Source organism: Thiobacillus sp., from assembly GCF_018780105.1.
Taxonomy (GTDB): Bacteria; Pseudomonadota; Gammaproteobacteria; order Burkholderiales; family Thiobacillaceae; genus Thiobacillus.
The window spans coordinates 368,670-395,388 of sequence record NZ_JADMKC010000007.1; the positions used below are offsets into that span (position 1 = coordinate 368,670).

The window sequence follows — 26,719 nt, forward strand, 5'->3', positions numbered from 1 at the left end:
TTACCTCTCTATTTAACCGGGATTACTTGCGGATCAGTTCGGCAGGGTTGCCAGCGCGGTAGCCACCCATCATGTCGCGGGTGAACGAACCGGTCGATTCGATTTCAGCCATCTTGGGCATGGGCTTATTGCCATAGGGATCGATCGAACCTTCGGGCGTGGTGCGGATCGGGAACTTGAAGCGCTTCAGTACGCCATTGCGGAACTTGATGGTCCACATGATGGAGTCGGAGCCGCGCAGCGGCTGCACCATGCCGCCCAGCGGCACAACGTCAGCGTAATGGCGGCATTCGATCGCCTGTTGCGGGCAGATTTTCACGCAGGAATAGCATTCCCAGCACTGCTCGGGTTCCTGGTTGAATGCACGCATGGCGTGGCCGGTCTCCGAACCGTCCTTGTCCAGCTTCATCAGATCGTGCGGGCAGATGTACATGCAAGCGGTCTTATCCTGACCTTTGCAGCCGTCGCACTTATCGGTACGAACATAGGTTGGCATTACAGTCTCCTAAAGTTAGCTAACAATCCGCGTACGTCGCGGTCCGATTAGAACTGAACCCGTCCTTGGCCGGGGCGTATCGCGAGTCCGCTTCCGGTAGGCTCGTGTCCTAAAACCCTTGTCCGGGACCGCATGGCGGTTGCCCGGAAAAAATCATGCGGCCGAATGGCCTTTCAGTTCGACCTTGACGTTTTGTTCGGCAGTCAGGCCGGCGTAATACTTCTGCAGCACCTTGGCGACTTCCGGACGGCTGAATTCGACCGGCAGGTCCTGGCCTTCGGACAGCATCGAACGTACCTTGGTGCCGGACAGCAGGATGCGGTCGTCCTTGGTGTGCGGGCAGGTGCGCTGCGAGGCCATGCCGCCGCACTTGTTGCACCAGAAGGTCCAGTCGATGTTCATGTTCTGGGTTTCGAGCGAGCCCTTGGGGATCTCGTCGAAAATTTTCTGTGCGTCGAACGGGCCGTAGTAGTCGCCTACACCGGCGTGGTCGCGGCCGACGATCAGGTGCGAGCAGCCGTAGTTCTGGCGGAACAGCGCGTGCAGCAGCGCTTCGCGCGGGCCGGCATAGCGCATGTCGAGCGGGTAACCGGCCTGGATGACGGTATTGGGCGCAAAGTAGTTCTCGACCAGTACCGAAATGGCTTCGGAGCGCACTTCGGCAGGGATGTCGCCCGGTTTGAGTGCGCCGAGCAGTGAGTGAACCAGCACGCCGTCCATGGTTTCGATGGCGATTTTCGCCAGGTATTCGTGGCTGCGGTGCATCGGGTTGCGGGTCTGGAAGGCGGCGACCTTGGACCAGCCCAATTGCTCGAACTTGGCACGGGTTTCGGCGGGGGTCATGAACTGGTCGCCGTATTCTTCCTTGAAGCTGCCGGTGGACAGCACCTTGACCGGGCCGGCCAGGTTGTACTTGCCCTGGGCCATGACCATTTTCACGCCGGGGTGTTCGAGGTCGGTGGTCTTGTAGACCTGCATGCACTCGTGGGCCTTGTCGATACCGTATTTTTCGGTCACCTTCATGGTGCCCATGATCTCGCCGGATTCGCCGTCCAGCAGCGCGACATCGTCACCCGCCTTGATGGTTTCGTCGTCGGTGGAGAGGGTGACCGGGATCGGCCAGAACAGGCCGCTGGCCATCTTGTAGCCGTCGCATACGCCCTCCCAGTCGGCGCGGGTCATGAAGCCGTCCAGCGGTGTGAAGCCGCCGATGCCCATCATGATGAGGTCGCCGGTTTCGCGCGAGCTCAGTTTGATCTTGGGCAGCGACGCGGCACGCGTTTTCTCGGCGGCAAGGGCATCTCCTGTCAGCAACAGGGGTTTGAGTTCTCCGCCGCCGTGGGGGCGTACCAGTTTGGACATGCTGTCTCCTCAGATTTTATGTGGGTATTAGAGTCCGGGCAGGATAGCACCGCGGTTGGCGCATGAATAATGCTTTATTTTTATAAAAGGATAAGTGGGGCTGATATTGCGGGTGGGCAATAAAAAAGCCCGGGAAAACCGGGCTTTTTTATTTATAAACAGTGGCTTATGCGTCGAAGAAGGCAGGCATGTCGGTCTGCTCGGTCTTGATGACATCCACCCAGGCCGGCTTGGTGTCGCCACCCGCTGCGGCGAGTTTTTTGGTCTCGTCGTAAAGCATTTTCCAGCGGTTGTAGAGGCAGTCGCTGACCTTGCGCATGCCGGAATCGAAATAGGAATTGTGCAGATCCCCGATCGTGCGGGTGAAGGATTCCATTTGTTCCAGCAGGTTGTGCGGATAGCCATGGCGGTTGGGATCGGCGTATTTCACCATCTCGCGCTTGACTGCCCGCGTAAAGACCTTCTGGCCTTCGGTGAGGTCGCTCTCGGCGCGGGGTGCACCGCCATAGTTCATGACTTCGTGAATGAAACCATTCAGGCGTTCACCAAAATCGAAATGGGTGTAGTCGACGTTTTCCATAAATCCTCCGTTATTTCAGATGATGCGGGTAAGGCAGGGTTTAACCCGGCGCTTATCCTACGCCGCATCAAGCGACTGTCCAGCAGGGCTCGGGGCTTATCGGCTAAGCCCTTGAATCCAGCGGGAATAAATTTTGTCGGCCAGTTGGTGCAGTTGGGCGGCACGCGCTTCGACGTCTGTCTGGATCAAATCGGGCGACTGCACGCCTGGACTCCCGCTGGCGGCGATTTCGGCTGCCCCGTTTTCGCACCAGCTGGCAATGAGTTCGGGTGTCATTTCGACGTGGCATTGCATTCCGATATGGCGATCGTTCAGAACGAAGGCCTGGTTGGTGCACCAGGCGCTTTCGAGAATCCGGGTGGCGCCGGGCGGTACGCTGAAGGTCTCGCCGTGCCAGTGAAAGGCGGGCATTGACTGCGGGGTGTCGCCCAGCCAGGGGCGCGCCGCTTCGATATCCGTGATGCGGACATCGCCCCAGCCGATTTCCTTGTCCGGGTTCTGGCTGACGGAACCGCCGAGCGCTTTCGACATTAGCTGTCCGCCCAGGCAATGGCCGATCACGGGCACGCCGGCCGCGACTGCCTGGCGTATCAGGTTCAGCTCCGGCGGGATCCAGGGCAGGTCGTCGTTGACGCTCATGTGCCCGCCCATCAAGCACAGCCCGGAGATGCCGTTAAGGGTTTCGGGCACGGCATCGCCCGCGTCGATGCGTACCAACTGCCAGGGGATGCCGTGGCGATCCAGAAACGTGGTGAAATAGCCCGGCCCTTCGGTCGGGGAATGACGAAATACCAGAACAGGATTCATGATGACCCTCAAGCAAAAAATTTCCGTCGCTATCTTAGCCGGAGTTTGTGTCGCCAGTTCGGCGGCATGGGCAGCCAGCGTTTCGGTCATGGGCTTGTTCAAGGACAAGGCCATCGTCAGCATCGACGGCGGCAAGCCGCGCACGCTGAGCGTCGGGCAGACTGTGCAGGGCGTGAAGCTGGTTGCGGCCGATTCCGCCAGCGCCAGCATCGAGGTCGACGGCAAGCGCCGCAGCCTCGCCATGGGGCAATCGTTCGCGGGTGGAACGCCGGTGGGAACGCGCCAGTCCGTGTCGCTGACAGCCGATTCGCGCGGGCACTTTGCGGCGATGGGCGCCCTGAATGGCTTTCCCGTTACTTTTTTGGTCGATACGGGCGCCACCACGATCGCCATCAATGCATCCGAGGCGCGCCGCATCGGACTCGATTACCGGGCTGGGCAAGCCACGGGGGTGAATACGGCAGGGGGCGTCGTGCCGGCCTGGCACGTCAAATTCAACACGGTCAAAGTGGGCGGGATCGTGCTCAATCAGGTGGACGGCATGGTGGTGGAGTCGGGCCTGAGTGTGCCGCTGCTGGGCATGAGCTTTCTCAACCGGATGGAAATGAAGCGCGACGGACAGACCATGACGCTGACACAGCGCTTCTGATTCTCCGCGTGCCAAAAAACAAGGCCTGCAATCGCAGGCCTTGTTCAATTCAAGCAGCGGAAATCAATGCTTGGTCTTGTCGCGCTCGATCAGCGCATAAGCGCTGTGATTGTGGATCGACTCGAAGTTTTCGGCTTCCACGATGTAGGCGTCAATCAGCGGCTCGGCGTTCATGGCTGCGGCCACGTCGCGCACGATATCTTCGACAAATTTGGGGTTGTCGTAGGCGCGCTCGGTGACGTATTTCTCGTCCGGACGTTTCAGCAGGCCGAACAGTTCACATGAAGCCTGATCCTCGACCTTGCGCACCAGATCCTCGATCCACAGGAATCCATTGGTTCTCGCGGTGACAGTCACATGCGAACGCTGGTTGTGCGCGCCGTATTCGGAGATTTTTTTCGAGCAGGGGCACAGGCTGGTCACCGGCACCAGTACCTTGGTGGTGTGGGTGAATTTGCCGTTCTCGATCACGCCGATGAAGGTGACTTCGTAATCGAGCAGGCTTTGCACGCCAGAAACCGGCGCGGTCTTGTTGACGAAGTAGGGGAAGCTCATTTCGATGTAGCCCGATTCGGCTTCGAGGCGTTCGACCATCTGGCGCAGCATGCCTTCGAAGTTTTCGACCGAAATCTCGCGCTCGCGCGTGTTGAGGATCTCGATGAAACGCGACATGTGGGTGCCCTTGAAATTGTGCGGCAGGTACACGTACATGTTGAAGTTGGCGATGGTGTGCTGGACGCCGCCTGTCTTGTCCGCGACCCGGACTGGGTGGCGGATGCTTTTGATGCCGACCTTGTCGATGGCGATTTGCCGGGTGTCGACCGAGTTTTGTACGTCCGGCATGCAGACGGCGGTATCGCAAACTTGGTTCATGGCAGGCTCCTTATGGGTTCAGTTTAGACTCAGTATAAACTGCCATAATAGTTGAGTAAACTACTAGGGTAATAGGGTTATCCGCTGGCGGACGGCGCGTTCAATTCCTGCCGCATCGAGGCCGCATTCGGCCAGCATGGCAGGCACGTCGCCGTGTTCGATGAAGCGGTCGGGCAAGCCGAGATGCAGCACGGGCACCTGAATGCCGAGTGCGGACAGCGCTTCGGCCACGCCGGCGCCGGCGCCGCCAGCCACCACGTTTTCTTCCAGCGTCACCAGCAGCCGGTGCTGGTGGGCCAGCGCGCGCAGCAAATCCAGGTCCAGCGGTTTCACAAAACGCATGTCGGCAACGCTGGCGTCGAGCGCTTCGGCGGCCGTCAGCGCGGGCGCGACCAGACTGCCGAATGCGATCAGGGCAATGTCGCGGCCGCTACGGCGCAGGATGCCTTTGCCCAGTTCAAGCGGTTCGAGCCCGGGCTCGATGGCCGCGCCTTTGCCGCTGCCGCGTGGGTAGCGTACCGCCGAAGGGCCCTTGTGCAGATAGGCGGTGGTCAGCAGGCGGCGGCATTCGTTTTCGTCCGAAGGCGCGGCAATCAGCATGTTGGGGATGCAACGCAGGAAGCTCAGGTCGAAGCTGCCCGCATGGGTGGGGCCATCCGCGCCGACCAGGCCCGCGCGGTCGATCGCCAGCATCACCGGCAAATCCTGCAGGGCGATGTCGTGGATCAGCTGGTCGTACGCGCGCTGCAGGAAGGTCGAGTAAATTGCAACGACCGGCTTGACGCCTTCGCAGGCGAGGCCTGCGGCAAACGTCAACGCATGCTGCTCGGCGATGCCTACGTCGAAATAGCGCTTGGGATAGTCCTGCGAGAAACGCACCAGGCCCGAGCCTTCGCGCATCGCCGGCGTGATGCCGACCAGTCGCGGATCGGCCGCCGCCATGTCGCACAGCCAGTCGCCGAAGACCTGGGTGTAGGTGGGCTTGCCGCCGGTTTTTTCGGCGATGCCGGCGGCCGGGTCGAAGCGCGATACGCCGTGATACAGGCAGGGATTGGCTTCGGCCTGGGCGTAGCCTTTGCCCTTGCGGGTGACCACGTGCAGAAATTGCGGGCCGCTGAGCTGCTTGATATTGGACAGCGTATCCAGCAGCACGTCGAGGTCGTGGCCGTCGACCGGGCCGATATAGTTGAAGCCGAATTCCTCGAACAGCGTGCCGGGCGTCACCATGCCCTTCATGTGTTCCTCGGCACGCTTGGCGAGTTCGCGGATCGGCGGCGCAACCGACAGGACTTTTTCGCCGGCGCGACGGGCTGCGGCGTAAAACTTGCCGGACATCAGCCGTGCCAGATAGTTGTTGAGCGCGCCGACGTTGGGCGAAATCGACATGTCGTTGTCGTTCAGCACCACCAGCAGCGGCAGGTCGGTGGCGCCGGCGTTGTTCAGCGCTTCGAACGCCATGCCCGCCGTCATCGCGCCGTCGCCGATCACCGCGACCGCGCGCTGGCTGGAGCCTGTCTGGCGGAAGGCCTCGGCCATGCCGAGCGCCGCCGAGATCGAGGTGCTGGAATGGCCGACACCGAACGCGTCGTATTCGCTCTCGGCGCGGCGCGGGAAACCGGCGATGCCGCCCGGCTGCCGCAGTCCGGCCATGGCGGCGCGGCGGCCGCTGAGAATTTTATGGGTGTAGCTCTGGTGGCCGACATCCCACACGATGCGGTCACTCGGCGTGTCGAATACGTAGTTGAGGGCCAGTGTCAGTTCCACCGCGCCCAGGTTGGAGGCCAGATGGCCGCCGGTTTGCGCGACTGATTCGACCAGAAACGTACGCAGTTCCTGCGCCAGTTTCGGCAAGTCGGCGGGCGCCAGGGCGCGCAGGTCGGCCGGCGAATTCAGTGTGTCGAGCAAAGGCCCCGTCATTTAGAAAGCGCGCTCGACGACAAAATCCGCCAGCTGGCGCAGGCGGTCGGCCGATGCGCCGGCCTGCGCCAGCGTGGCGTGCGCGTCGGCACGCAGCTCCTGTGCCAGTTCGCGTGCACGCGCCACGCCGAGCAGGCTGACGTAAGTCGGCTTGTTGTTGGCGGCATCCTTGCCTGCGGTCTTGCCGAGCGTGGCGCTCGAGGCTTCGGCATCGAGCACGTCGTCGACCACCTGGAAGGCGAGTCCGATGCATTTGGCGTAGTGATCGAGCGCGCCGGCCGTGGCTGCGGACAGCAATCCGCACTGGGCGCCCAGCAGTACCGAGGCACGGATCAGCGCACCGGTTTTGTGGATGTGCATGAACTCGAGTTCGGTCAGGTCGAGCGGTTTGCCGACGCTGGCCAGGTCGATTGCCTGGCCGCCCGCCATGCCGCGCGAACCGGCCGCCTGCGCCAGCAGCTGCAGCATTTTCAGCTGGGTGTTCGCGTCGGCAGTCAGCGGTTGCGCGGCAAGGATGTCGAACGCCAGACTTTGCAGCGCATCGCCTACCAGCAGCGCGGTGGCTTCGTCGAATTCGACATGTACCGTGGGTTTGCCGCGTCGCAGGGTGTCGTTGTCCATGGTCGGCATGTCGTCGTGCACCAGCGAATAGGCATGGATCAATTCGACTGCCGCGGCCGCGTGCTGCACCTGTTCGACATCGGCGCCGGTGAACTCGCCCGCGGCAAACGCCAGCAGCGGACGCACCCGCTTGCCGCCGTCAAGCACGGCGTAGCGCATGGCTTCGTGCAGGCGCGCAGGGGCAATGTGGGCGGGGGGGAGATGCGCGGCCAGTACGCCTTCGATGCGTGTCTGGCAGGCGCGCGTCCAGGCGGCAAAATCAGTCATCGGCAGACGCGGTTTGGGCGGAAGGATCGGGCTTGAAGTTCTGCAGCGTACCGTTTTCGAGGATTTTCACCTGTTGTTCGGCATCGGCCAGTTGCTGGCGGCAGTAATTCAGCAGTTCGGCGCCGCGTTTGTAGGCCGCCAGCGAGGCGTCCAGCGGCAATTGGCCTGATTCCATTTCAGCCACGATGGCTTCAATCTCGGCCAGTGCGGACTCGTAATCTTTTGGGGGTGTGGCGGCGCGGGATTTGGCCATGAAATCGAACCCGGGCAGAAACAAAGCCCGATACTTTAACCGAGATTGCGGAATTGGGCGCGCTTCCGTGCCGGGGAGAATCAGGCTGAACTGACCAATATCATCTGCTGCAGGCGCTGGCACAGGGTGTCGATGATGCGGCGCGACAGCGGGGCCGAGTGTGTCATCAACTCTTCCAGGATGTGCGGCGGCAAGGCCAGTACCGTGATGTTGGTTTGGGCAATGATCGAAGCGGTGCGTTTTTCATTCAATAAATAAGCCATTTCACCGAACAGCTGGCCTGCGTTGAGGCTGCCGATCTGGTGTTGACCTTCATCGGTGCGCTTGTAGACCGCCGCGCGGCCCGTGTGGAGAAAGTAGGAAGTACGGCCATCGCTGCCTTCCTCGATCAGGGTGTGACCGGCAGGGTGCGTTTCGCCGTATTTTTCGAGCAGGCGATGGGGGTCGCCGAAGACGAAGGCTTCGAGCCTGCCAATGCCGCTCGTGTTGCCGAGAAACAGTTTCTCCAGCGCGGTGATGTCCGCCTTGCCATGGGCGTACAAGGCTTGCGCCCACAGATAGAGCAACAGAAAGCTGAAATAGGCGCCCATCAACACGAACACCACGCTGCCGGGCGCACCGTAGAGACTGCGCAGGCTTTCGAGCTTGAAAAATGTGCCGAATAGCGACAGCAGAACAGCCAGGCTGAGCGTGGCCGCGAGGGCGAACAGCGCCGCAGTCCGCGCAGGTGGATGCTGGCGCGGCAGCCGCCAATACGCTGCGAACAGCAGCGACCACACCATGGCAAAGCCGAACAATGAATTAAGCGTCTGCAGCAGTTGTGCATTGCCGCTGCCGATGAAATTGTTTTGCGCCAGAAAACTCAGCGTCATCTGCGCCAGCATGGCCAGCCCCATCAGCGCAAACAGCAGCGGCAAAATGATCAGGGGCAACACCCAGGACAGCATCAGGTTGCGCTTGTCCGGACTGGGGAAAATCACGTTGAACGCACCTTGTACTGCGTTGACCAGTCCGCGCGACGACAGCACCAGCGTGAGCAGGCCGATGCCGCCCACTGTCAGTTGGGCCTGGCGCGGGATAAAGCCCAGCGCGGTCAGATTGTCCAGCCGCATCTGGTCGTAGAGCGCGGCCATCAGGATGGTGGCAGGCACCGAGTTTTCGGCAATGTGGCCAAGCAGCTGCAGGGCGTAGCTCAGCAACAGCAGCAGCGGGGTGGCGGACAACAGAAAGTAGAAAGCCGCCGCCGCCGCGTGATTCTGCAGACCGTTGCGGCCGAACAGACGCGCGGTGGTGTGGGCGAGCTGGAGCGGCCCGCTCAGGCGCTCACGCAGAAAAGCCAGGACGGGAAAGCGCATGATCCAGGCTTGCCCGTGTCGGCACGCTATGCCAGCGCGGCGGCAATGCGCTTGATGGCTTTTTCCAGGTTGGCCTGCGAGGTGGCGAACGACAGCCGGATATAGCCTTCGGCGCCGAAAGCCGAGCCGGGCACGACGGCGACGTCGGCGGATTCGAGCAGGTATTCGGAGAAGGCGATGTCGGTCGGTTCTTCGATGATGTCGCGCGCCAGCAGATTCATGATCGCGTCGCGCACGTCGGGGAAGGCGTAGAAGGCGCCGCCGCTGTCCACGCACTTGAAGCCCGGAATGGCGTTGAGCGCGTCGACGACATAGCGATGGCGGGTTTTGAAGGCGTCGAGCATTGGGGTGATGCAGCTCTGATCGCCGTTCAATGCCGCCTCGGCCGCCACTTGCGAGATCGAGGTGGGGTTGGAGGTGGACTGCGACTGCACGTTGGTCATCGCACGCATGATGGCTTCAGGGCCGGCCGCATAGCCGATGCGCCAGCCGGTCATCGAATAGGCCTTCGACACGCCGTTCAGCACCAGGGTGCGGTCATACAAATCCGGGCACACATTCAGGATGTTGACGAAGGGCGCGCCATCCAGACGGATGTGCTCGTACATGTCGTCGGTGGCGATCAGCACCTGCGGATGTTTGCGCAGCACGGCGCCGAGCGCGGCGAGTTCGGCGCCGGTATACACCGCGCCAGTGGGGTTGGACGGGCTGTTGATGACGACCAGCCGGGTTTTCGGGGTGATCACCGCTTCTAGCTGCGCCGGGGTGATCTTGAAGCCCTGCTCGATGCCGGCTTCGACAATCACCGGCTTGCCGTCGGCGAGGATGACGATGTCCGGGTAGGACACCCAGTAAGGCGCCGGGATGATGACTTCGTCGCCCGCGTTGATCACGGCCTGTACCAGATTGAAGAAACTCTGCTTGCCGCCGCACGACACCAGGATCTGCTTGGGCGTGTAGTCGAGGCCGTTGTCGCGCTTGAATTTGGCGATGATTGCGGCCTTCAGGCCCGGCGTGCCGTCCACCGCGGTGTACTTGGTGAAGCCCTTGTTGATCGCCTCGATGGCCGCATCCTTGATGTGCTGCGGGGTGTCGAAATCGGGTTCGCCGGCGCCCAGGCCGATGATGTCGCGGCCGGTTGCCTTGAGGGCGGCGGCGCGGGCGGTGACGGCCAGGGTGGGGGAGGGTTTGATGGCCTGTACGCGGCGGGAGAGTTCCACTTTGGTTCCTTCATGCATCCGTCTTGACGGAGTGCTACTATCGGTTGGTTTTTGCCGCGCGATTTTACCTGTGTTCGTCACCTTCCCCAATAGCCCGTTCCGCCTGTTCCAGCCGTTCCCGCCGGCCGGCGACCAGCCGAACGCGATCGAAAAGCTGGTCGAAGGCATCGAGGACGGGCTGGCTTTCCAGACCCTGCTCGGGGTGACGGGCTCGGGCAAGACCTTCACCATGGCCAATGTGATCGCCCGTCTCGGGCGGCCGGCGCTGGTGATGGCGCCGAACAAGACACTGGCGGCGCAGCTGTATTCGGAAATGCGCGAGTTCTTCCCGGAAAACGCGGTCGAATATTTCGTCTCCTATTACGACTACTACCAGCCCGAAGCCTACGTGCCGGCGCGCGACCTGTTCATCGAAAAAGACTCCAGCATCAACGAACACATCGAGCAGATGCGTCTCTCGGCGACCAAGTCGCTGCTGGAGCGGCGCGACACGGTGATCGTTGCGACGGTGTCGGCGATTTACGGTATCGGCGATCCGTCGGATTACCACAGCATGATCCTGCTGCTGCGGGTGAACGAAAAAATGAGCCAGCGCGACGTCATCACGCGGTTGACGCAGATGCAGTACGAGCGCAACGACGTCGATTTTTCGCGCGGTCATTTCCGCGTGCGCGGCGACGTCATCGACATCTTTCCGGCGGAACACGCCGAGACCGCGATCCGCGTCGAACTGTTCGACGACGTGGTGGAGACCCTGCATCTGTTCGACCCGCTGACCGGACAGATCCTGTCGAAGGTGGCGCGATTTACCGTGTTCCCGTCCAGCCATTACGTCACCCCGCGCGAAACCACGCTGCGCGCGATCGAGCAGATCAAGGTCGAGTTGCGCGACCGGCTGGAGTGGTACTACGCCAACGGCAAGCTGGTCGAAGCGCAACGGCTGGAACAGCGCACCCGCTTCGATCTGGAGATGATGGCCGAGCTGGGCTTCTGCAAAGGCATTGAAAATTACTCGCGCCATTTGTCGGGCCGCAAGGCGGGCGAGCCGCCGCCTACGCTGATCGACTATCTGGCGCGCGATGCGCTGATGTTCATCGACGAATCGCACGTCACCGTGACGCAGGTCGGCGGCATGTACAAGGGCGACCGTTCGCGCAAGGAAAACCTGGTCGATTACGGTTTCCGCCTGCCGTCTGCGCTCGACAACCGTCCCCTCAAGTTCGAGGAATTCGAGGGTCTGATGCGGCAGACCGTGTTCGTGTCGGCAACTCCGGCCAAATACGAGGCCGAGCACGCCGGTCAGGTGGTCGAGCAACTGGTGCGTCCGACCGGGCTGGTCGATCCGCAGGTCGAGGTGCGCCCGGTCGGCACCCAGGTCGATGACCTGATGGGCGAAGCCCGCAAACGCATCGCAGTCGGCGAGCGCGTGCTGGTGACCACGCTGACCAAGCGCATGGCGGAAGACCTGACCGATTACCTGGCCGAACATGGCATCAAGGTGCGCTATCTGCATTCGGACATCGACACCGTCGAGCGCGTCGAAATCCTGCGTGATTTGCGCCTGGGCGTGTTCGATGTGCTGGTCGGCATCAACCTGCTGCGCGAAGGGCTGGATATCCCCGAAGTGTCGCTGGTGGCAATTCTCGATGCCGACAAGGAAGGCTTTCTGCGTTCCGAGCGTTCGCTGATCCAGACCATCGGCCGCGCCGCGCGTCACCTCAACGGCAGCGCGATTCTGTACGCCGACAAGATCACCGAATCGATGCGCCGCGCGATGGACGAAACCAGCCGCCGCCGCATCAAGCAGCTGGCTTTCAACGTCGAGCATGGCATCACCCCGCGCGGAGTGGTCAAGCGCATCAAGGACATCATTGATGGCGTATACGATGCCGACGCATCGCGCCAGGAACTCAAGGCCGCGCAGACCGTCGCCGCATACAAGGTGATGGACGAGAAGTCGCTGACGAAGAAAATCAAGACGCTGGAAAAAGAGATGGCCGACGCGGCAAAGAATCTCGAATTCGAGAAAGCAGCGGAACTTCGCGACCAGTTGAAGGACCTCAAGCAGGTGTTATTCATGATTGATCCAGAAATCTGAATCAATCATGAATAACTGCCGAAATTCAATTGTTATTGATTCGAATCGAATCAATAGAGGAGTGGAAGAGCACGATACATGACCAAAGTCTTATTCGTTTGCATGGGCAATATTTGCCGTTCGCCGATGGCGGAAGGCATGTTCCGCAAGGCCATCCGCGAAGCGGGACTGGAGCAGCAGGTGGAAACGGATTCCGCCGGCACTCACGCCTACCATGTCGGAGATGCGCCCGACCCGCGTGCGCAGCAGGCGGCGCGTCAGCGCGGCGCCGATATCAGCCGCTTGCGCGGGCGCAAGGTGGCGGACGCGGATTTCGAGGCGTTCGATTACATTCTGGCGATGGATGGCGACAATCACAGCCGCCTGGTCGAGCGTGCGCCGGCGCAGTATCACGGCAAAATTCGACGCTTGCTGGCGTTCAGCCGCAAGTACCCCAATCTGGACGTGGTCGACCCGTATTACGGCGGCCCGCAGGGCTTCGAAGAAAACCTCGACATGATCGAGGATGCGGTGCAGGGATTGATCCGCGAGATTACCGGCGATCGCCAGGCCGGCGGACGCTCTGGCGCCTGAATTCGCGCCAGTCGATCAACCTGCCTTGACGATGCAATTGCGGCCGTTTTCCTTCGCCTGATACAGCCGCCGGTCCACAGCTTCGATGAATGCGACAGGCTCATCGGCATGAGTGGGAACGACGGTGCCCACGCCGATGCTGACGGACAGGATCTGGCTCACCGGGGAGTTTTCGTGCGGGATCTGTTCCTTGAACAGCAGGTTGCGGCAGCGCTCGGCAATTTTGGCGGCGGCCGCCTCGTCCGTTTCGGGCAGGACCAGTACGAATTCCTCACCGCCGAAGCGGGCGACAAAATCGCGTGAGCGGGTCGCGGCGGAGGTCAGCACCTGCCCGATCTGTTTCAGGCACTGGTCGCCCTGTATATGGCCATAGTGATCGTTGTATTGCTTGAAATAATCGATGTCCAGCATGATCAGCGACAGCGGCTGGCTGCTGTGTCGGGCATGGGCCCATTCCATTTCCATGATCGAATCGAACATGCGCCGGTTGGCGACGCCGGTCAGACCGTCCTTGAACGACAGGGCCTCGAGTTCCTTTTGCAGGTCGAGCAGTTTCTGCTCGGTTTTTTTCCGCTCGCTGATGTCGAACATGAAGCCGACCAGTGCCTCCACATCGCCGGCGGCGTTGCGTATCACGTGCACCACATCGCGGATCCACACATAGTCGCCCGCCTTGGTGAGCGCACGATAATCCGCCTCGTGGTCGGTTCCGGCCTGGGATTGCGAGACGCAAAAGTCCACCACCCATGCACGATCTTCCGGATGCATGCGGGTCGCCCAGTCCTCGGCGCTCACCCAGCTTGCGGGCGTCCAGCCGAGCAGGCTTTCGATCTGTGGGCCGATGTAGTCGAAGCGCATGCTGGCCCAGTCGATTTTCCACGGAATCGCTTTGGTCGATTCCAGCAGGGTTTTGTAGATGCCAGTGTCGGTTTCAATGTCGTGTGAAAAATCGGTCATTGCTCGAGACTCCTCCTGCTGCATTGCTCATGTGGAATGGTACGCACTGCGCCTAAGCAGGCGAGGCCCGCTCAAAAAGTTCCATCAGGGATTCCGGGTCATCATAAACGATGCGCCGCCCGGCACGCAGGTCGCGGCGCATCAGCCGGATCATCTGCTGGAGTACTTCGACGGGGAAGAAGTCCGCTGGATGTCCGGTGACTTCGGCCAGCCGCCCGGCGATCACGGCCGGGTCGCTGACGACCGGGCAGATACGGTAACGGTATTCGCCGCCGATAGCTTCCGGCACGAGATCCATAAAGCGATCGGCTTGTTGCCGGAAAAAGCTCAGGGGCAAGCGGTAGGCATTCCGGCCGAGGATGGGCAGGTCGTCTGGCACCGGTTCGTTTTCGTCCAGCGTCTGCAACCCGCTTGCCAGCGGCAGCAACTGGTCGAGCTGGTAGTCTTGCATGTGCGGATTGCCCACCCGCACCAGATTGGCAATCAATTCGCCAAGCGAGGCATGGCCGATGATCGCGGCGCGTTTGGGCAGACCGCCCCATGCGCCATCGGCACCATTGAGCAGCGCCTCGATCACGGAGGCGTTTTCGAAGCCGGCGCCGGCATGCATATGCACCAGAATTTTCAGCGGCGGCGGCAGGAACACCCGCGCCGCTGCGACGTACGCACCCACCTGGAAAGGCAGATAGGTGCCGCGGTCATCCTCGATGCTGACGCCTTCGATCGGCAGCCCGGCAAGCAGATTCAGGACTGAAAACACCGTCTCGGGGGACTCGGCAAAGGCATCGCAGCCGTCCACGATGTTGATCAGGATGCGCGGCTTGGCGCCCGCGTCGCCGCGGACGTTGTCGTTGAGCCACTGGATGCTGGCGGGCAGGCTGCGAAACAAGGTCGCGAGATCGTACTGTCCCCGCATACCCGCCTTGCTGAGATAGATTTCGTGCAGCGTGTTGGGCACGCCATAAGCCTGCAGCTTGAGAAGGGAAGGCGAAGGCGTAAAGCTGCCATCGGGCTGGGCGATTCCGATGTCGGTAAACGCAAAACAGCCGCACATATCGATCTGGTGATCGCGCAGGTAGAGCATGAAGTCGTCGTCTACCTCGGGCTCGTCCGGCAGGGCGTAATCCAGCGTGCCCAACAGGATGTTGCTGAACCCGAATGCACGCAGCCTGGGCAGAATGGCCAGCTTGTCTGCCAGTGTTTGTCCGATACGTGCCCCCACGGGGTTTTCGCGCAGGGACAAGTCGATCAGGTAGGGGCGGATGCTGCGGAGGGCATCCACTTTGTCCTGCGCGCCTGCGAGAAGGGTTCGGGCTAAGTCTGTTTGCGTGGTCGACATATTGATCCAAGCATACTGCGGCTATGTGGCTGCATTGTGTACGGAGAATGATTCATGTCCTGACACAGATGGCGGAAAAAGAGCCGCATCAAGCGGCTCTTTTTCTTGCATTGCAGGCGCTTACTTTGCCTGGGTTTCCACCTGAACCAGCGGTTCCTGCGTCGTTGCGACCTGCGGACGCGGGCGGCGACGCGTGGGGTGGGGCGCATCGGCCACTGCGGCCTCGACGACGGGGGCTGCCGCTGCGCTGGTTTCCACCTGCATCAGTCCGCTCGCTTCAGCCGCGGGCTTGGCAGCCGGGCGACGGCGACGGCGTGGACGCCCGGCGTCCTGCGCGTCCGATGCGCTGGCTGCGATGCCCTGGGTTTCCACCTGCTGCAGGCTGGCGGCGCTCGACGCCATGCCGGCCAGGATGGCAGTCGGCGAAGCCGTGACCGCGGTGGGCGGCAGGCTGGGCGCTGCGGTGGCTTCCAGTTGCAGATCCTGTTGCTGCGTCGAGGTCTGCGGGGCTGCGGCGGCCTTGGGTGGACGTGCAATCTCGACGATGGCGCGGAAGCCGGCGATTTCGATCACGGCCATCGGCGTGCTGCTTGCGCCTTCGGGGCGCGCTTCACGGGGGCGGCGATTGCCGCGGCCGCGACGGCTGCGTGGTTCGCGCTTTTCTTCTGCACCGTTTTCACGCGGCGCTTCTGCCGCTTCGGCTACGCGCGGTGCAGCTTCCGTTTCGGGACGCGGTTTCGGCTGGCGGGGGGGACGCGCGGGTTTTTCTGCATCGCTTGGGCGTGCCTCGTTTTGGCGCGGCGCATTCTGGCGCGCTTCGCCACGCGTCTCGCCATTGCGCGCTTCGGCATTGCGGCTTTCGCCGCGACCGCGGCGCTGGCCGGGCTTGCGCTCGCTGGAACGTTCGCGGCGTTCGTTCGGACGTTCGCTGCGTTCACTGCGGGTAATCGCAGCAACCGCTTCAACCGGAGCCGATTCGCTGGAGGGCGCCTCGTCGGCGCGCTTCTTGAACCAGCCGACGATGCGGTCGAGCAGGCCGCCCTGGGCCTGCGGCGCCGCTGCGACGACTGGGCGCGCGGCCGCTACGGGTTGCGGCGGCGCAATCGACTTGACCGCAGCTTCCTGGCGGACAGGCGTGGGCGCCTGTTCGGCCTGGTAGCCCGATTCGGTTTCCGGCAGGGTGGCCATTTTGTAGCTCGGCTCGGCCACATCGCGCTGGTTCAGCTCGTCGTGGCGCAGCCGGGTCATGGTGTAGTGCGGGGTTTCCATGTGGATGTTGGGGATCAACACCACATTGACCTTGAGGCGCGACTCGATGGTGTAGATGTCGACGCGTTTTTCGTTCAGCAGGAAGGTGGCGACATCGACCGGCAGCTGGACGTGGATGGCGCCGGTGCTGTCCTTCATCGCTTCTTCCTGCAGGATGCGCAGGATGTGCAGCGCCGACGATTCGGTGCCGCGGATGTGGCCGGTGCCGTGGCAGCGCGGGCAGGGGTTGTAGCTGGTTTCGCCCAAAGACGGTTGGAGTCGCTGGCGCGACATTTCGAGCAGGCCGAAACGCGAGATCTTGCCGGTTTGCACGCGCGCGCGGTCGTGGCGCAGCGCGTCCTTCAGGCGATTTTCGACGTCGCGCTGGTTCTTTGGATTCTCCATGTCGATGAAATCGATCACGATCAATCCGCCGAGGTCGCGCAGGCGCATCTGGCGGGCAATTTCGTCTGCCGCTTCGAGGTTGGTGGCGGTGGCGGTGTGCTCGACATCGCTGCCCTTGGTGGAGCGCGCCGAGTTGACGTCGACCGACACCAGCGCTTCGGTGTGGTCGATCACGATTGCGCCGCCGGACGGCAGGTTGACCTGACGCGAATACGCCGACTCGATCTGGTGTTCGATCTGGAAACGCGAGAACAGCGGCACGTCGTCGTGGTAGAGCTTGACCTTGTTGACGTTGGCCGGCATCACGTGGGCCATGAACTGCTGCGCCTGGTCATAGATATCCTGGGTGTCGATCAGGATTTCACCGATGTCTGCCGAGAAATAGTCGCGGATGGCGCGGATGACCAGGCTGCCTTCCTGGTAGATCAGGAACGCGCCTTTTTGCGAGGTGGAGGCGCCGTCGATGGCTTTCCACAGGCTCAGCAGGTAGTTCAGGTCCCACTGGAATTCCTCGGCGGTACGGCCGATGCCGGCGGTGCGGGCGATCAGGCTCATGCCTTCGGGGATGTCGAGCTGCGCCAGGGTGTCGCGAAGTTCGTTGCGGTCTTCGCCTTCGATGCGGCGCGAGACGCCGCCGCCACGCGGGTTGGTCGGCATCAGCACGACATAGCGGCCAGCCAGCGAAACGTAGGTGGTGAGGGCGGCGCCCTTGTTGCCGCGCTCGTCCTTTTCCACCTGAACCAGCAATTCCATGCCTTCTTTCAGGTTTTCGGGGGCGCGGCCATTGCCGGGCAGGCAGGCGCGGGAAATTTCCTTGAACGGCAGGAAGCCGTGGCGCTCGCAGCCATAATCGACAAACGCGGCTTCCAGGCTGGGCTCGACGCGGGTGATGACACCCTTGTAGACATTGCCCTTGCGTTGTTCCTTGCTGGCGGACTCGATGTCAAGGTCGACGAGTTTTTGCCCGTCGACGATGGCAACCCGGAGTTCTTCCGCCTGGGTTGCGTTGAATAGCATGCGCTTCATTGTTTACTCCCGCGCGCGTGCATACGGGACAGGCCAGACTGCCGCTGATGTCAGCGGCTCATGCGATTACAGATGTTGTAAGTGAAACGGCATGGGTTAGGTTGTCCTGTTCCTGGAGAGTGTCGTCGGCAGAGCCGAGGCGGTCTTTCCGATTCCCGCTGGCATGGGCCGGGCGTGAATGCTTGTTTTTCGTATGCGTGTTGTCGCGTCATTATTGATAACATCGCTGCTTTGCCGACTGGCGGGGCAGGGTGGTTTCGACTGTTCGCGCCAGCTCGATTGTGAGCGGTGCGGCAGGAATCCAGACGGGCCGGGCAGGCGGCGGCCGGTGAGCGTTGTAACCGGCGGTATTCGCTAGAGGTCTAGTCGACAGCGGTCTAGCCTCTAAATTTGTCAGCCAAAACAAGGCCTGAACCGGCAGTAGTGTATATGAAAAATAATGACTTAGAGAAAGATTCTGTCCGCCGCGTGAAGATTGACGACAGCGCCGATGGCCAGCGGCTGGACAACTTTCTGATGGCGAAGCTGAAAGGCGTGCCGAAAAGCCGCATTTACAAGATCGTGCGCGGCGGCGAAGTGCGCATCAATGGCGGCCGGGTCGACGTCAGCTATCGCCTGCAGCTGGGTGACGAGGTGAGGATTCCACCGGTGCGGGTTGCCACCCCGCTGATCACGCCCGCCACCCATTTGCCGCAGGGCGGCATTCGCCTGTTGCCGCGCATCCTGTACCGCGACGAGGCCTTGATTGCATTGAACAAACCTGCCGGCATGGCGGTGCACGGCGGCAGCGGCATCTCGCGCGGGGTGATCGAGCAGATGCGGCTGGAGTTGCCGGAATGCCGCTATATGGAACTGGTGCACCGGCTCGACCGTGAAACCTCCGGGGTGTTGCTGATCGCGCTGAAGCGGCGCGCGCTGGTCGGGCTGCACGCCGCGATGCGCGACGGCAAGATCGAAAAGCGCTATCTGACTCTGGTGGCCGGGCGCTGGCCGAACCCGGTTCAGCACGTGAAGCTGCCGCTGCACAAACGGGTGGACGACAACGGCGAAAAGCGCGTCACCGTGCGCGACGACGGCCAGACCGCGCACACCATCTTTCGCCGGCTGGAGCCGTTTGCCGATTTCACCCTGCTGGAAGCGGAACTGAAAACCGGCCGCACCCATCAGATACGCGTGCATACCTCGCATTTGGGGTTTCCGATTGCGGGCGACGATAAATATGGCGATTTCGAATTGAACAAGACGCTGGCCAGGCAGGGACTCAAGCGCATGTTTCTGCACGCGGCCAAGCTTTCGTTCGTCCACCCCATTACAGAGGAGCGGCTGCTGATCGAAGCACCGTTGCCCGACGAACTTTCAGCCTTCCTGGATTCCCTGCGTACACCATGAGCTTCCCCCCCCGCCAATTTGACCTGCTGATTTTCGACTGGGACGGCACCCTGATGGATTCCGCCGGGGTCATCGTCGATTCGATCCAGCGCGCCTGCGAAGACATCGGGCTGGCCGCGCCGAGCGATCGCGCCTCGCGCCTGATTATCGGACTGGGCCTGATACAGGCGCTGCAGACCTTGCTGCCGGATTTGCCGGCCGACGATTACCCGCGACTGGTCGAACGCTACCGCCATCACTACCTGGGGCGCGACGACGCCATCCCGTTGTTCGACGGCGTGGCGGACGGCATCAGCCAGCTGCATGCCCGCGGATTCCAGCTGGCCGTCGCCACCGGCAAAAGCCGTCACGGTCTTGAGCGGGCGCTTGCGTCCAGCGGCTTGGGCGAGTGGTTCGTCGCCACCCGCTGTGCCGACCAGACACATTCCAAGCCGCATCCGGCCATGGTGCTGGAACTGATCGAGGAACTGGGCGCCGACCCGGCCCGCACGCTGGTGATCGGCGATACCAGCCATGATCTGCTGATGGCGTCGAATGCCGGGGTGGCCAGCCTGGGCGTGACCTACGGCGCGCATGAACCGGATGATCTGCACCCGCATGCGCCGCTGGCCTTGATGAACAGTTTTGCCGAGGTGCACGCATGGCTGAACGCGAACGCCTGATCTGTGCGGCCGGCGATCTCGCCGAGCAGGGCAAGGGGGTGCGCTTCGAGCTGGAGCGGCACGGCCGGTCGCAGCCTGCATTTGTGATCCGTTTCGACGATATGCCGCGCGCCTTCCTCAATCAGTGCGGCCACGTGCCGGTGGAACTCGATTGGCAGGAAGGCGAGTTCTTCGACGTCTCGCGGCACTATCTGATCTGCACCACGCATGGCGCGCTGTATCATCCTGCCACCGGCGCGTGCGTGGGCGGACGCTGCGCCGGGCGCGGGCTGATCCCCTTGCCCGTTGTCGAGCGCAACGGCCATGTGTATTTACTTGAACCCGCCTTGATGGAAAACCAATGAGTGAACCTGAAAAATCCGCCCCCGCAAACTGGGAACGCAGCGTGCTGGAAAAGCTGGCGATGTCAGCCGTGCAGGAGCAACGGCGCACCCGTCACTGGGGCATCCTTTTTAAAACGCTGACGTTTTTGTATCTGTTCGTGGTGCTGTTTCTGGCTGCGGGCTGGTTCGGTTCGGACGGCGTCTCGATCAAGGAGCACACCGCGCTGATCGACTTGCAAGGCGTCATCGCCTCCGACCAGGCCAGTGCCGATTCGGTGATCGCCAGCCTGCAGGGCGCATTCGAAGACAAGAAAACCAAAGGCGTGATCCTGCGCATCAACAGCCCCGGCGGCAGCCCGGTGCAAGCCGGCCAGATCTACGACGAGATCAAGCGCCTGCGCGCCAAGTATCCGAAAATTCCGCTGTACGCGGTGGTCGACGACATCTGCGCCTCCGGCGGCTACTACGTCGCGGCTGCGGCCGACCGGATTTATGTCGACAAGGCCAGCATCGTCGGTTCCATCGGCGTGCTGATGGACGGCTTCGGTTTCACCCAGACCATGGAGAAGCTCGGCGTCGAACGTCGCCTGCTGACCGCCGGTGAAAACAAGGGCTTCCTCGACCCCTTCTCGCCGGTCGACCCCAAACAGCAGGCCTTCGCCAAGCAGATGCTCGAAGAGATCCACGGCCAGTTCATCGGCGTGGTGCGTGAAGGCCGCGGCAAACGCCTGAAGGAAACCCCCGAGATGTTCAGCGGCCTGGTATGGAGCGGCGAAAAAAGCATCCAGCTGGGTCTGGCTGACGGCCTCGGCAGCGTTGAGTCGGTCGCCCGCGATGTGATCAAGGTCGAGGATGTCGTCGACTACACGCAGCAGGAAGGTCTGGCCGAGCGGCTCGCCGGCCGTCTGGGTGCGTCAGTCGCCCAGGCGTGGACGCCGTTTGAAAAGACCGGGGTAAGCCTGCGGTGACTGACTACCGGCCGATCGCCTGCGTCGATCACGAGCGGCTGGAGTTTGCCGCGTTGACCCGGCAGCGATTGCAGATACGCGTGGAGGGCGAGTCGCTGCGCGTGTTGCCGCTGGATATCTATGCCCGCGAGGGCACGGAATGGATGCTGGCCGAGACGGAATCCGGCGAACGCTTGACCTTGCGGCTCGACCGCTTCGCGCTTGAGGCCTCGCCGACGCCGGACTGATTGTTGCCATGCCCCAGTTCAATGACGATTTCAACGCGCTGCTGGATGCGCGTTTTCCGATCCTGCTCTGCGAGACGCACGAAGAGTCGCGGGTCTTGGCGCGCTTGCGCGAGATCTGCAATGCGCGGAATGTCCCGCTGTTTTTGTGGAGCCTGGCGGACGGCCTCAAACGCAGTACGGAGACGAACGCCGTCTACAACACCAGTGAATTCACCGATGCCCTGAAGCATGTCGATGCCACACCGCAAAACGGTCTGTACGTCTTCCTCGATGCGCATCCGTTTTTCGATAACCCGCTGAATACGCGCCTGGTGCGTGAAATTGCCTTCGATCATTACCGCCGGGATCGCACGCTGTTGTTCGTGAGCCCCCGTCTTGAGCTGCCCTCCGAGCTTGCGCGCATGTCGGCGCGCATTGCGATGCTGGGCATTACGGCAGACCGGGTGCGCAGTTTGCTGAAAGAAGAGATTGAACGCTGGCAGCGCGAATCGCGTCGCCAACTGGTGCTGGACCGGGAAAGCTTGCCCATTCTGGTTCATCAGCTTGCCGGGCTCGGCGAGGAAGAGGCGCAACGCCTGATCCGCCAGGCAATCAGCGTGGACGGCGAACTCAACCTCAATGACGCCAAACGCATTGCGCGTTTCAAGCAGGATCAGCAGGCCGGCTCGCTGGAAATGACCTTGCCCGACGTCACGCTGGATCAGGTCGGCGGCTTTGCCCGTCTGAAGACCTGGATCGCGCAACGCCAGGCGGTTTTCCAGAACCCGGCGCTTGCTCCGGGTCTGCCGATGCCCAAGGGCATCTTGCTGCTCGGCGTGCAGGGCGCGGGGAAAAGCCTGGTGGCCAAAGCGGTGGCGGGTAGCTGGAAGCTGCCGTTGTTGCGTCTGGATTTCGCGACGCTCTACAACAAATACATCGGCGAAACCGAAAAGAATCTGCGCCAGGCTCTGGATGAGGCGTCGCGTATGGCGCCGTGCCTGCTCTGGATGGACGAGATCGAGAAAGGCCTCTCGGCAGGCGATGCCGACGATGGCATTTCGCAGCGCATCCTGGGCACCCTGCTGACCTGGATGAGCGAGCGCGACACGTCGGTCTTCGTGGTCGCAACGGCGAACGACATCAGCAAATTGCCTCCCGAATTGCTGCGCAAAGGGCGTTTCGACGAACTGTTTTTCGTGGATTTGCCATCGGGCCCCGTGCGCGAGGTAATTTTCTCGCTACATCTGAAAAAACGCGGCCTCGACCCGGCCCACTTCCAGATGGCCCGATTGATCGAGCACAGCGAGGGGTATTCGGGCGCAGAAATCGAGCAGGCCATTATTGCCGCCCAATATGCCGCCCTGGCAGCAAACGGGCCGCTCATGCATGCCCATGTTGAAAGCGAACTGATGCAAACGCGGCCGCTCTCGGTGATCCGTGCTGAAGATTTTGAGCGTTTGCGCGGGTGGGCACAGCAGCGCTGTGTCATGGTCGACTGACCGGGGTGGCCAGTGAAAATATCCTTGTTTACGGGTTTTTCTCGACACGTCCTGCGTGTTTCGGTTAAGATGCGCCCCGCATTAGGCGCGTAGCTCAGCTGGTTAGAGCACCACCTTGACATGGTGGGGGTCGATGGTTCGAGTCCATTCGCGCCTACCAATATTTATGGGTCGGGATGACCTTGGGGATACACGATGTCGCTGCGAACTAGCAAGTGGGTCACTGGATAAACACTGGCGCATTGCAGTTCACAAAACATCAAGCATCTTCTTGTAGTATCTAAAAGCGCGGGCAGTCCGCGCTTTTTTTCATTCTGGAGTTTGGGTCATGGTTAACGTCACGCTTCCCGATGGTTCGGTCCGGCAGTTCGATGCGCCGGTCACGGTCGCCCAGGTTGCATCCAGCATCGGCGCCGGCCTGGCCAAGGCAGCGCTCGCCGGGCGGGTGAATGGCGAGCTGGTCGATACCAGTCATCTCATCGATGCCGACGCGGCGCTGGCGATTGTCACCGACAAGGATGCCGACGGCCTCGACATGATTCGCCATTCGACTGCGCACCTGCTGGCCTATGCAGTGAAGTCGCTGTACCCCGACGCGCAGGTGACCATCGGTCCGGTTATTGAAGATGGTTTTTACTACGACTTTGCCTACAAGCGCCCCTTTACGCCGGACGATCTGGCCGCTATCGAAAAGAAAATGGCTGAGTTGGCCAAGCAGGATACTCCGGTGACCCGCAGCGTGATGCTGCGCGACGAGGCCGTGACTTTCTTCCGGGACATGGGCGAGGCGTACAAGGCCGAGATCATCGCGTCGATCCCGAGCAACGAGGATATCTCGCTCTATCGCGAAGGCGATTTCATCGACCTGTGCCGCGGCCCGCACGTGCCGTCGACCGGCAAGCTCAAGCATTTCAAGCTGATGAAGCTGGCCGGCGCCTATTGGCGCGGCGACAGCAAGAACGAAATGCTGCAGCGCGTGTACGGCACGGCGTGGGCGAAGAAGGAAGATCTGGAAGCCTATCTGTATCGGCTGGAGGAGGCCGAGAAGCGCGATCACCGCCGCCTCGCCAAGCAGCTCGATCTGCTGCACATGCAGGAAGAGGCGCCGGGCATGGTGTTCTGGCACCCCAAAGGCTGGATCGTGTGGCAGCAGATCGAGCAATACATGCGGCAGAAATTTGTCGAGTATGGCTACCAGGAAGTGCGCACCCCGGCGGTAATGGACCGCAGCCTGTGGGAAAAATCCGGCCATTGGGACAACTATCGCGACAACATGTTCACGACGTCGTCGGAGAACCGCGACTACGCGGTGAAACCGATGAACTGTCCCGGTCACGTACAGATTTTCAATAGCGGCCTGCATTCCTACCGCGATCTGCCGCTGCGGCTGGCCGAGTTCGGCTCCTGCCACCGCAACGAACCTTCGGGCGCACTGCACGGCATCATGCGGGTGCGCGGCTTTACCCAGGACGACGCCCACATCTTCTGCACCGAAGAGCAGATCGAGCCGGAAGTGGCCGATTTCATCGTCATGCTGCAAAAGGTGTATGCCGACTTCGGTTTCAGCGACGTGCTGGTCAAGTTGTCGACCCGGCCGGACAAGCGGGTGGGGTCGGACGAGTCGTGGGACGTCGCCGAAGCCGCGCTGGCCGCGGCGCTGGACAAAAACGGGCTGGCCTACGACCTGCAGCCGGGCGAAGGCGCGTTCTACGGCCCCAAGATCGAGTTCACGCTGAAAGACACGCTCGGCCGCCTGTGGCAGTGCGGCACGATTCAGCTGGATTTCAATTTGCCGGTGCGGTTGGGCGCCGAATTTGTCGATGAGGACAACAGCCGCAAACCGCCGGTGATGCTGCATCGCGCGATTCTCGGTTCGATGGAGCGCTTCATCGGCATCCTGATCGAGCACCACGCGGGCAATTTCCCGGCGTGGCTGGCGCCGGTGCAGGCCATGGTGCTCAATATCAGCGACAAGCAGGCCGATTACGCGCTCGAAGTCGTGAAGCAGTTGCGCGCCGCCGGGATCCGCGCCACGTCGGACTTGAGTAACAACAAAATTACCTATAAAATCCGCGAACATAGCTTGCAGAAGCTGCCGTATCTGCTGGTCGTGGGCGACAAGGAAATGGAAACCCGTGCAGTTTCCGTCCGGGCCCGCGGCAACCAGGACTTGGGGCAGCTCGGTTTGGATGACTTGATAGCGCGCCTGAAAGCAGACATCGTGGCGCGCCAATAGGATAGGTCAGACAAGGCGCTGGGGTGGAACCCGCGCCTTGTTTGCATTTTTGCCCCGGCAGATTCCGGGTGATGTTTTGGAGAACGGCTCATCGCAACAGAAAAGAAACAGACACGCATCAACGGGGAAATTACATGCCCGGAAGTGCGTTTGGTCGGTGTGGAAGGCGAGCAGCTTGGCATCGTGAAAATTGTCGATGCGCTGCGTCAGGCGGAAGAGGCTGATCTGGATCTGGTTGAAATTGCGCCGACGGCACAGCCGCCGGTCGCAAAAATCATGGACTACGGCAAGTTCAAGTACCAGGAAAGCAAGAAGCAGCACGAAGCCAAGCTCAAGCAAAAGCAGGTGCAGATCAAGGAAATCAAGTTTCGACCGGCAACGGATGAAGGCGACTACCAGATTAAGCTGCGCAACCTGACCAAGTTTCTCGAAGAAGGCGACAAGACCAAGATCACGTTGCGTTTCCGGGGCCGCGAAATGGCGCACCAGGAAATCGGCATGGCCCAGTTGCGACGCGTGTCCACCGATCTGGCCGAAATTGCGATCGTTGAGCAGTTCCCCAAGATGGAAGGCCGCCAGTTGGTGATGATGCTGGCGCCGAAAAAGAAAATTTGAGGTTGTTTTTCTGTATTCGATTGAATGCAGATGAATACGAGACCGGCGTGTCTCTGTCCCCGGTGGTTCAAGCTGGGGACTAAAGCGCCACACAATACGTGCAGTCGGGTTGGTGAAGCATTCCACACCGTGGGATCACCTGGCCGCATGAGATAAAAGGAAGCATCATGCCTAAGATGAAAAGCAAGAGCGGCGCCGCCAAGCGGTTCCGCGCGCTGGGCAGCGGCAAGTTCAAGCGCTCGCACGCGTTCATGCGTCACATTCTCACCAAGAAGAGCACCAAGCGTAAGCGTCAGTTGCGCGGCATGGAAACAGTCAATGCCAGCGACCACAAAGCGATTTCGCGCATGTTGCCCTACGCATAAAGGAGAGATTTAGATGCCACGCGTCAAACGGGGTGTAACCGCCCGAGCCAGTCACAAGAGAATCATCAACGCTGCCAAAGGCTATCGCGGCCGTCGCAAGAACGTATTCCGCGTCGCCAACGAAGCGGTGATGAAAGCCGGTCAGTACCAGTATCGCGACCGTCGTCAGCGCAAGCGCCAGTTCCGCGCATTGTGGATCGCCCGTATCAACGCGGCTTCGCGTCAACACGGCCTGACCTACAGCGTGTTCATGAACGGCCTGTCGCGCGCCGAAATCGGCATCGACCGCAAGGTGTTGTCCGACATCGCAATTTTCGACAAGGACGCTTTTGCCAAGATCGTCGATCAGGTCAAGGCCAAGCTGGCAGCCTGAGCTGACAGTCAGTAACAAAAAAAGGCCGCAAGGCCTT

At 61.4% G+C, this 26,719-nt stretch carries 26 protein-coding genes and 1 tRNA gene; 14 read left to right on the plus strand and 13 right to left on the minus strand.

All coding sequences use genetic code 11. The annotated features are described in order from the left end of the window. Window positions 1-22: 22 nt before the first annotated feature. From aprB to IV098_RS08320, 4 genes are all read right to left on the minus strand, one after another. Window positions 23-496 (minus strand): adenylyl-sulfate reductase subunit beta, encoded by a 474-nt coding sequence (gene aprB / locus IV098_RS08305; RefSeq protein ID WP_296887987.1) that lies wholly within the window; start codon window positions 494-496, stop codon window positions 23-25. 153 nt (window positions 497-649) lie between these two features. Continuing rightward, complete coding sequence (sat, locus tag IV098_RS08310; protein WP_296887989.1) at window positions 650-1,858, minus strand: sulfate adenylyltransferase; 1,209 nt, start codon at window positions 1,856-1,858, stop codon at window positions 650-652. A gap of 166 nt (window positions 1,859-2,024) precedes the next feature. After that, window positions 2,025-2,438 carry a hypothetical protein gene (locus tag IV098_RS08315; RefSeq protein WP_296887990.1) on the minus strand — a complete coding sequence of 138 codons (414 nt, stop codon included), beginning with the start codon at window positions 2,436-2,438 and terminating at the stop codon, window positions 2,025-2,027. Window positions 2,439-2,534: 96 nt separating this feature from the next. Continuing rightward, window positions 2,535-3,245 carry a type 1 glutamine amidotransferase gene (locus IV098_RS08320; RefSeq protein WP_296887993.1) on the minus strand — a complete coding sequence of 237 codons (711 nt, stop codon included), beginning with the start codon at window positions 3,243-3,245 and terminating at the stop codon, window positions 2,535-2,537. Here IV098_RS08320 and IV098_RS08325 point away from each other — a divergent pair. Continuing rightward, entirely contained in the window at window positions 3,244-3,894 is a 651-nt protein-coding gene (locus tag IV098_RS08325; protein ID WP_296887995.1) for a TIGR02281 family clan AA aspartic protease, read from the plus strand. The two genes, IV098_RS08320 and IV098_RS08325, sit on opposite strands and share 2 nt — an antisense overlap. A gap of 63 nt (window positions 3,895-3,957) precedes the next feature. Here the strand turns inward: IV098_RS08325 and folE2 are convergent, their stop codons facing one another. The 6 genes from folE2 to IV098_RS08355 all read right to left on the minus strand — a co-directional run bounded on the left by folE2 (window position 3,958) and on the right by IV098_RS08355 (window position 10,400). Further along, on the minus strand, window positions 3,958-4,767 hold the full coding sequence (gene folE2, locus IV098_RS08330) for a GTP cyclohydrolase FolE2 (RefSeq protein WP_296887997.1): 810 nt from the start codon (window positions 4,765-4,767) through the stop codon (window positions 3,958-3,960). 63 nt (window positions 4,768-4,830) lie between these two features. Then, entirely contained in the window at window positions 4,831-6,684 is a 1,854-nt protein-coding gene (gene dxs / locus IV098_RS08335) for a 1-deoxy-D-xylulose-5-phosphate synthase (protein WP_296887999.1), read from the minus strand. After that, window positions 6,685-7,572, minus strand: a complete 888-nt coding sequence (locus IV098_RS08340) for a polyprenyl synthetase family protein (protein WP_296888002.1) — start codon at window positions 7,570-7,572, stop codon at window positions 6,685-6,687. It lies immediately after the preceding gene. Further along, on the minus strand, window positions 7,565-7,825 hold the full coding sequence (locus IV098_RS08345; RefSeq protein ID WP_296888005.1) for an exodeoxyribonuclease VII small subunit: 261 nt from the start codon (window positions 7,823-7,825) through the stop codon (window positions 7,565-7,567). Before IV098_RS08345 ends, IV098_RS08340 begins: the two co-directional genes overlap by 8 nt. A gap of 80 nt (window positions 7,826-7,905) precedes the next feature. Beyond that, window positions 7,906-9,180, minus strand: a complete 1,275-nt coding sequence (locus IV098_RS08350; protein WP_296888008.1) for a YhjD/YihY/BrkB family envelope integrity protein — start codon at window positions 9,178-9,180, stop codon at window positions 7,906-7,908. 26 nt (window positions 9,181-9,206) lie between these two features. Next, window positions 9,207-10,400: a pyridoxal phosphate-dependent aminotransferase gene (locus tag IV098_RS08355; RefSeq protein ID WP_296888011.1), complete on the minus strand. Its 1,194-nt coding sequence runs from the start codon at window positions 10,398-10,400 to the stop codon at window positions 9,207-9,209. Between the two features lie 70 nt (window positions 10,401-10,470). Between IV098_RS08355 and uvrB the strand changes: the two genes are divergently transcribed. Beyond that, entirely contained in the window at window positions 10,471-12,498 is a 2,028-nt protein-coding gene (uvrB, locus tag IV098_RS08360; RefSeq protein ID WP_296888015.1) for an excinuclease ABC subunit UvrB, read from the plus strand. A 78-nt stretch (window positions 12,499-12,576) separates the two neighbouring features. Then, the gene (locus tag IV098_RS08365; protein WP_296888018.1) at window positions 12,577-13,071 is read left to right on the plus strand and encodes a low molecular weight protein-tyrosine-phosphatase; all 495 of its coding nucleotides are present in this window, start codon (window positions 12,577-12,579) and stop codon (window positions 13,069-13,071) included. Between the two features lie 15 nt (window positions 13,072-13,086). On the opposite strand, the gene IV098_RS08370 is transcribed toward IV098_RS08365, so the two are convergent. From IV098_RS08370 to IV098_RS08380, 3 genes are all read right to left on the minus strand, one after another. After that, complete coding sequence (locus IV098_RS08370) at window positions 13,087-14,028, minus strand: sensor domain-containing diguanylate cyclase (protein WP_296888020.1); 942 nt, start codon at window positions 14,026-14,028, stop codon at window positions 13,087-13,089. A 52-nt stretch (window positions 14,029-14,080) separates the two neighbouring features. Then, complete coding sequence (locus tag IV098_RS08375) at window positions 14,081-15,310, minus strand: homocitrate synthase (RefSeq protein WP_296888022.1); 1,230 nt, start codon at window positions 15,308-15,310, stop codon at window positions 14,081-14,083. A 177-nt stretch (window positions 15,311-15,487) separates the two neighbouring features. After that, the gene (locus IV098_RS08380; RefSeq protein WP_296888025.1) at window positions 15,488-18,046 is read right to left on the minus strand and encodes an Rne/Rng family ribonuclease; all 2,559 of its coding nucleotides are present in this window, start codon (window positions 18,044-18,046) and stop codon (window positions 15,488-15,490) included. 429 nt (window positions 18,047-18,475) lie between these two features. Here IV098_RS08380 and IV098_RS08385 point away from each other — a divergent pair, with 429 nt between their 5' ends. The 11 genes from IV098_RS08385 (at window position 18,476) to rplT (ending at window position 26,682) form a co-directional block, all read left to right on the plus strand. Continuing rightward, complete coding sequence (locus IV098_RS08385) at window positions 18,476-19,435, plus strand: RluA family pseudouridine synthase (protein WP_296888027.1); 960 nt, start codon at window positions 18,476-18,478, stop codon at window positions 19,433-19,435. Next, the gene (locus tag IV098_RS08390; protein ID WP_296888030.1) at window positions 19,432-20,097 is read left to right on the plus strand and encodes an HAD-IA family hydrolase; all 666 of its coding nucleotides are present in this window, start codon (window positions 19,432-19,434) and stop codon (window positions 20,095-20,097) included. The genes IV098_RS08385 and IV098_RS08390 overlap by 4 nt, the downstream gene beginning before the upstream one ends. Further along, window positions 20,076-20,441 carry a Rieske 2Fe-2S domain-containing protein gene (locus IV098_RS08395; protein WP_296888033.1) on the plus strand — a complete coding sequence of 122 codons (366 nt, stop codon included), beginning with the start codon at window positions 20,076-20,078 and terminating at the stop codon, window positions 20,439-20,441. Before IV098_RS08390 ends, IV098_RS08395 begins: the two co-directional genes overlap by 22 nt. After that, window positions 20,438-21,388 carry a S49 family peptidase gene (locus IV098_RS08400; protein WP_296888035.1) on the plus strand — a complete coding sequence of 317 codons (951 nt, stop codon included), beginning with the start codon at window positions 20,438-20,440 and terminating at the stop codon, window positions 21,386-21,388. The genes IV098_RS08395 and IV098_RS08400 overlap by 4 nt, the downstream gene beginning before the upstream one ends. Then, window positions 21,385-21,615, plus strand: a complete 231-nt coding sequence (locus IV098_RS08405; RefSeq protein WP_296888038.1) for a transcriptional antiterminator, Rof — start codon at window positions 21,385-21,387, stop codon at window positions 21,613-21,615. Before IV098_RS08400 ends, IV098_RS08405 begins: the two co-directional genes overlap by 4 nt. An 8-nt stretch (window positions 21,616-21,623) precedes the next feature. Then, complete coding sequence (locus IV098_RS08410; RefSeq protein ID WP_296888040.1) at window positions 21,624-23,093, plus strand: AAA family ATPase; 1,470 nt, start codon at window positions 21,624-21,626, stop codon at window positions 23,091-23,093. A gap of 83 nt (window positions 23,094-23,176) precedes the next feature. Next, a tRNA-Val gene (locus IV098_RS08415) sits at window positions 23,177-23,253 on the plus strand. Between the two features lie 168 nt (window positions 23,254-23,421). After that, window positions 23,422-25,329 (plus strand): threonine--tRNA ligase, encoded by a 1,908-nt coding sequence (thrS, locus tag IV098_RS08420; RefSeq protein WP_296888042.1) that lies wholly within the window; start codon window positions 23,422-23,424, stop codon window positions 25,327-25,329. A 90-nt stretch (window positions 25,330-25,419) separates the two neighbouring features. Continuing rightward, entirely contained in the window at window positions 25,420-25,944 is a 525-nt protein-coding gene (infC, locus tag IV098_RS08425) for a translation initiation factor IF-3 (RefSeq protein WP_296888151.1), read from the plus strand. A gap of 167 nt (window positions 25,945-26,111) precedes the next feature. Then, on the plus strand, window positions 26,112-26,309 hold the full coding sequence (rpmI, locus tag IV098_RS08430) for a 50S ribosomal protein L35 (RefSeq protein WP_296888044.1): 198 nt from the start codon (window positions 26,112-26,114) through the stop codon (window positions 26,307-26,309). Window positions 26,310-26,322: 13 nt separating this feature from the next. Further along, complete coding sequence (rplT, locus tag IV098_RS08435) at window positions 26,323-26,682, plus strand: 50S ribosomal protein L20 (protein ID WP_296888046.1); 360 nt, start codon at window positions 26,323-26,325, stop codon at window positions 26,680-26,682. The last annotated feature ends 37 nt before the right edge of the window (window positions 26,683-26,719 follow it).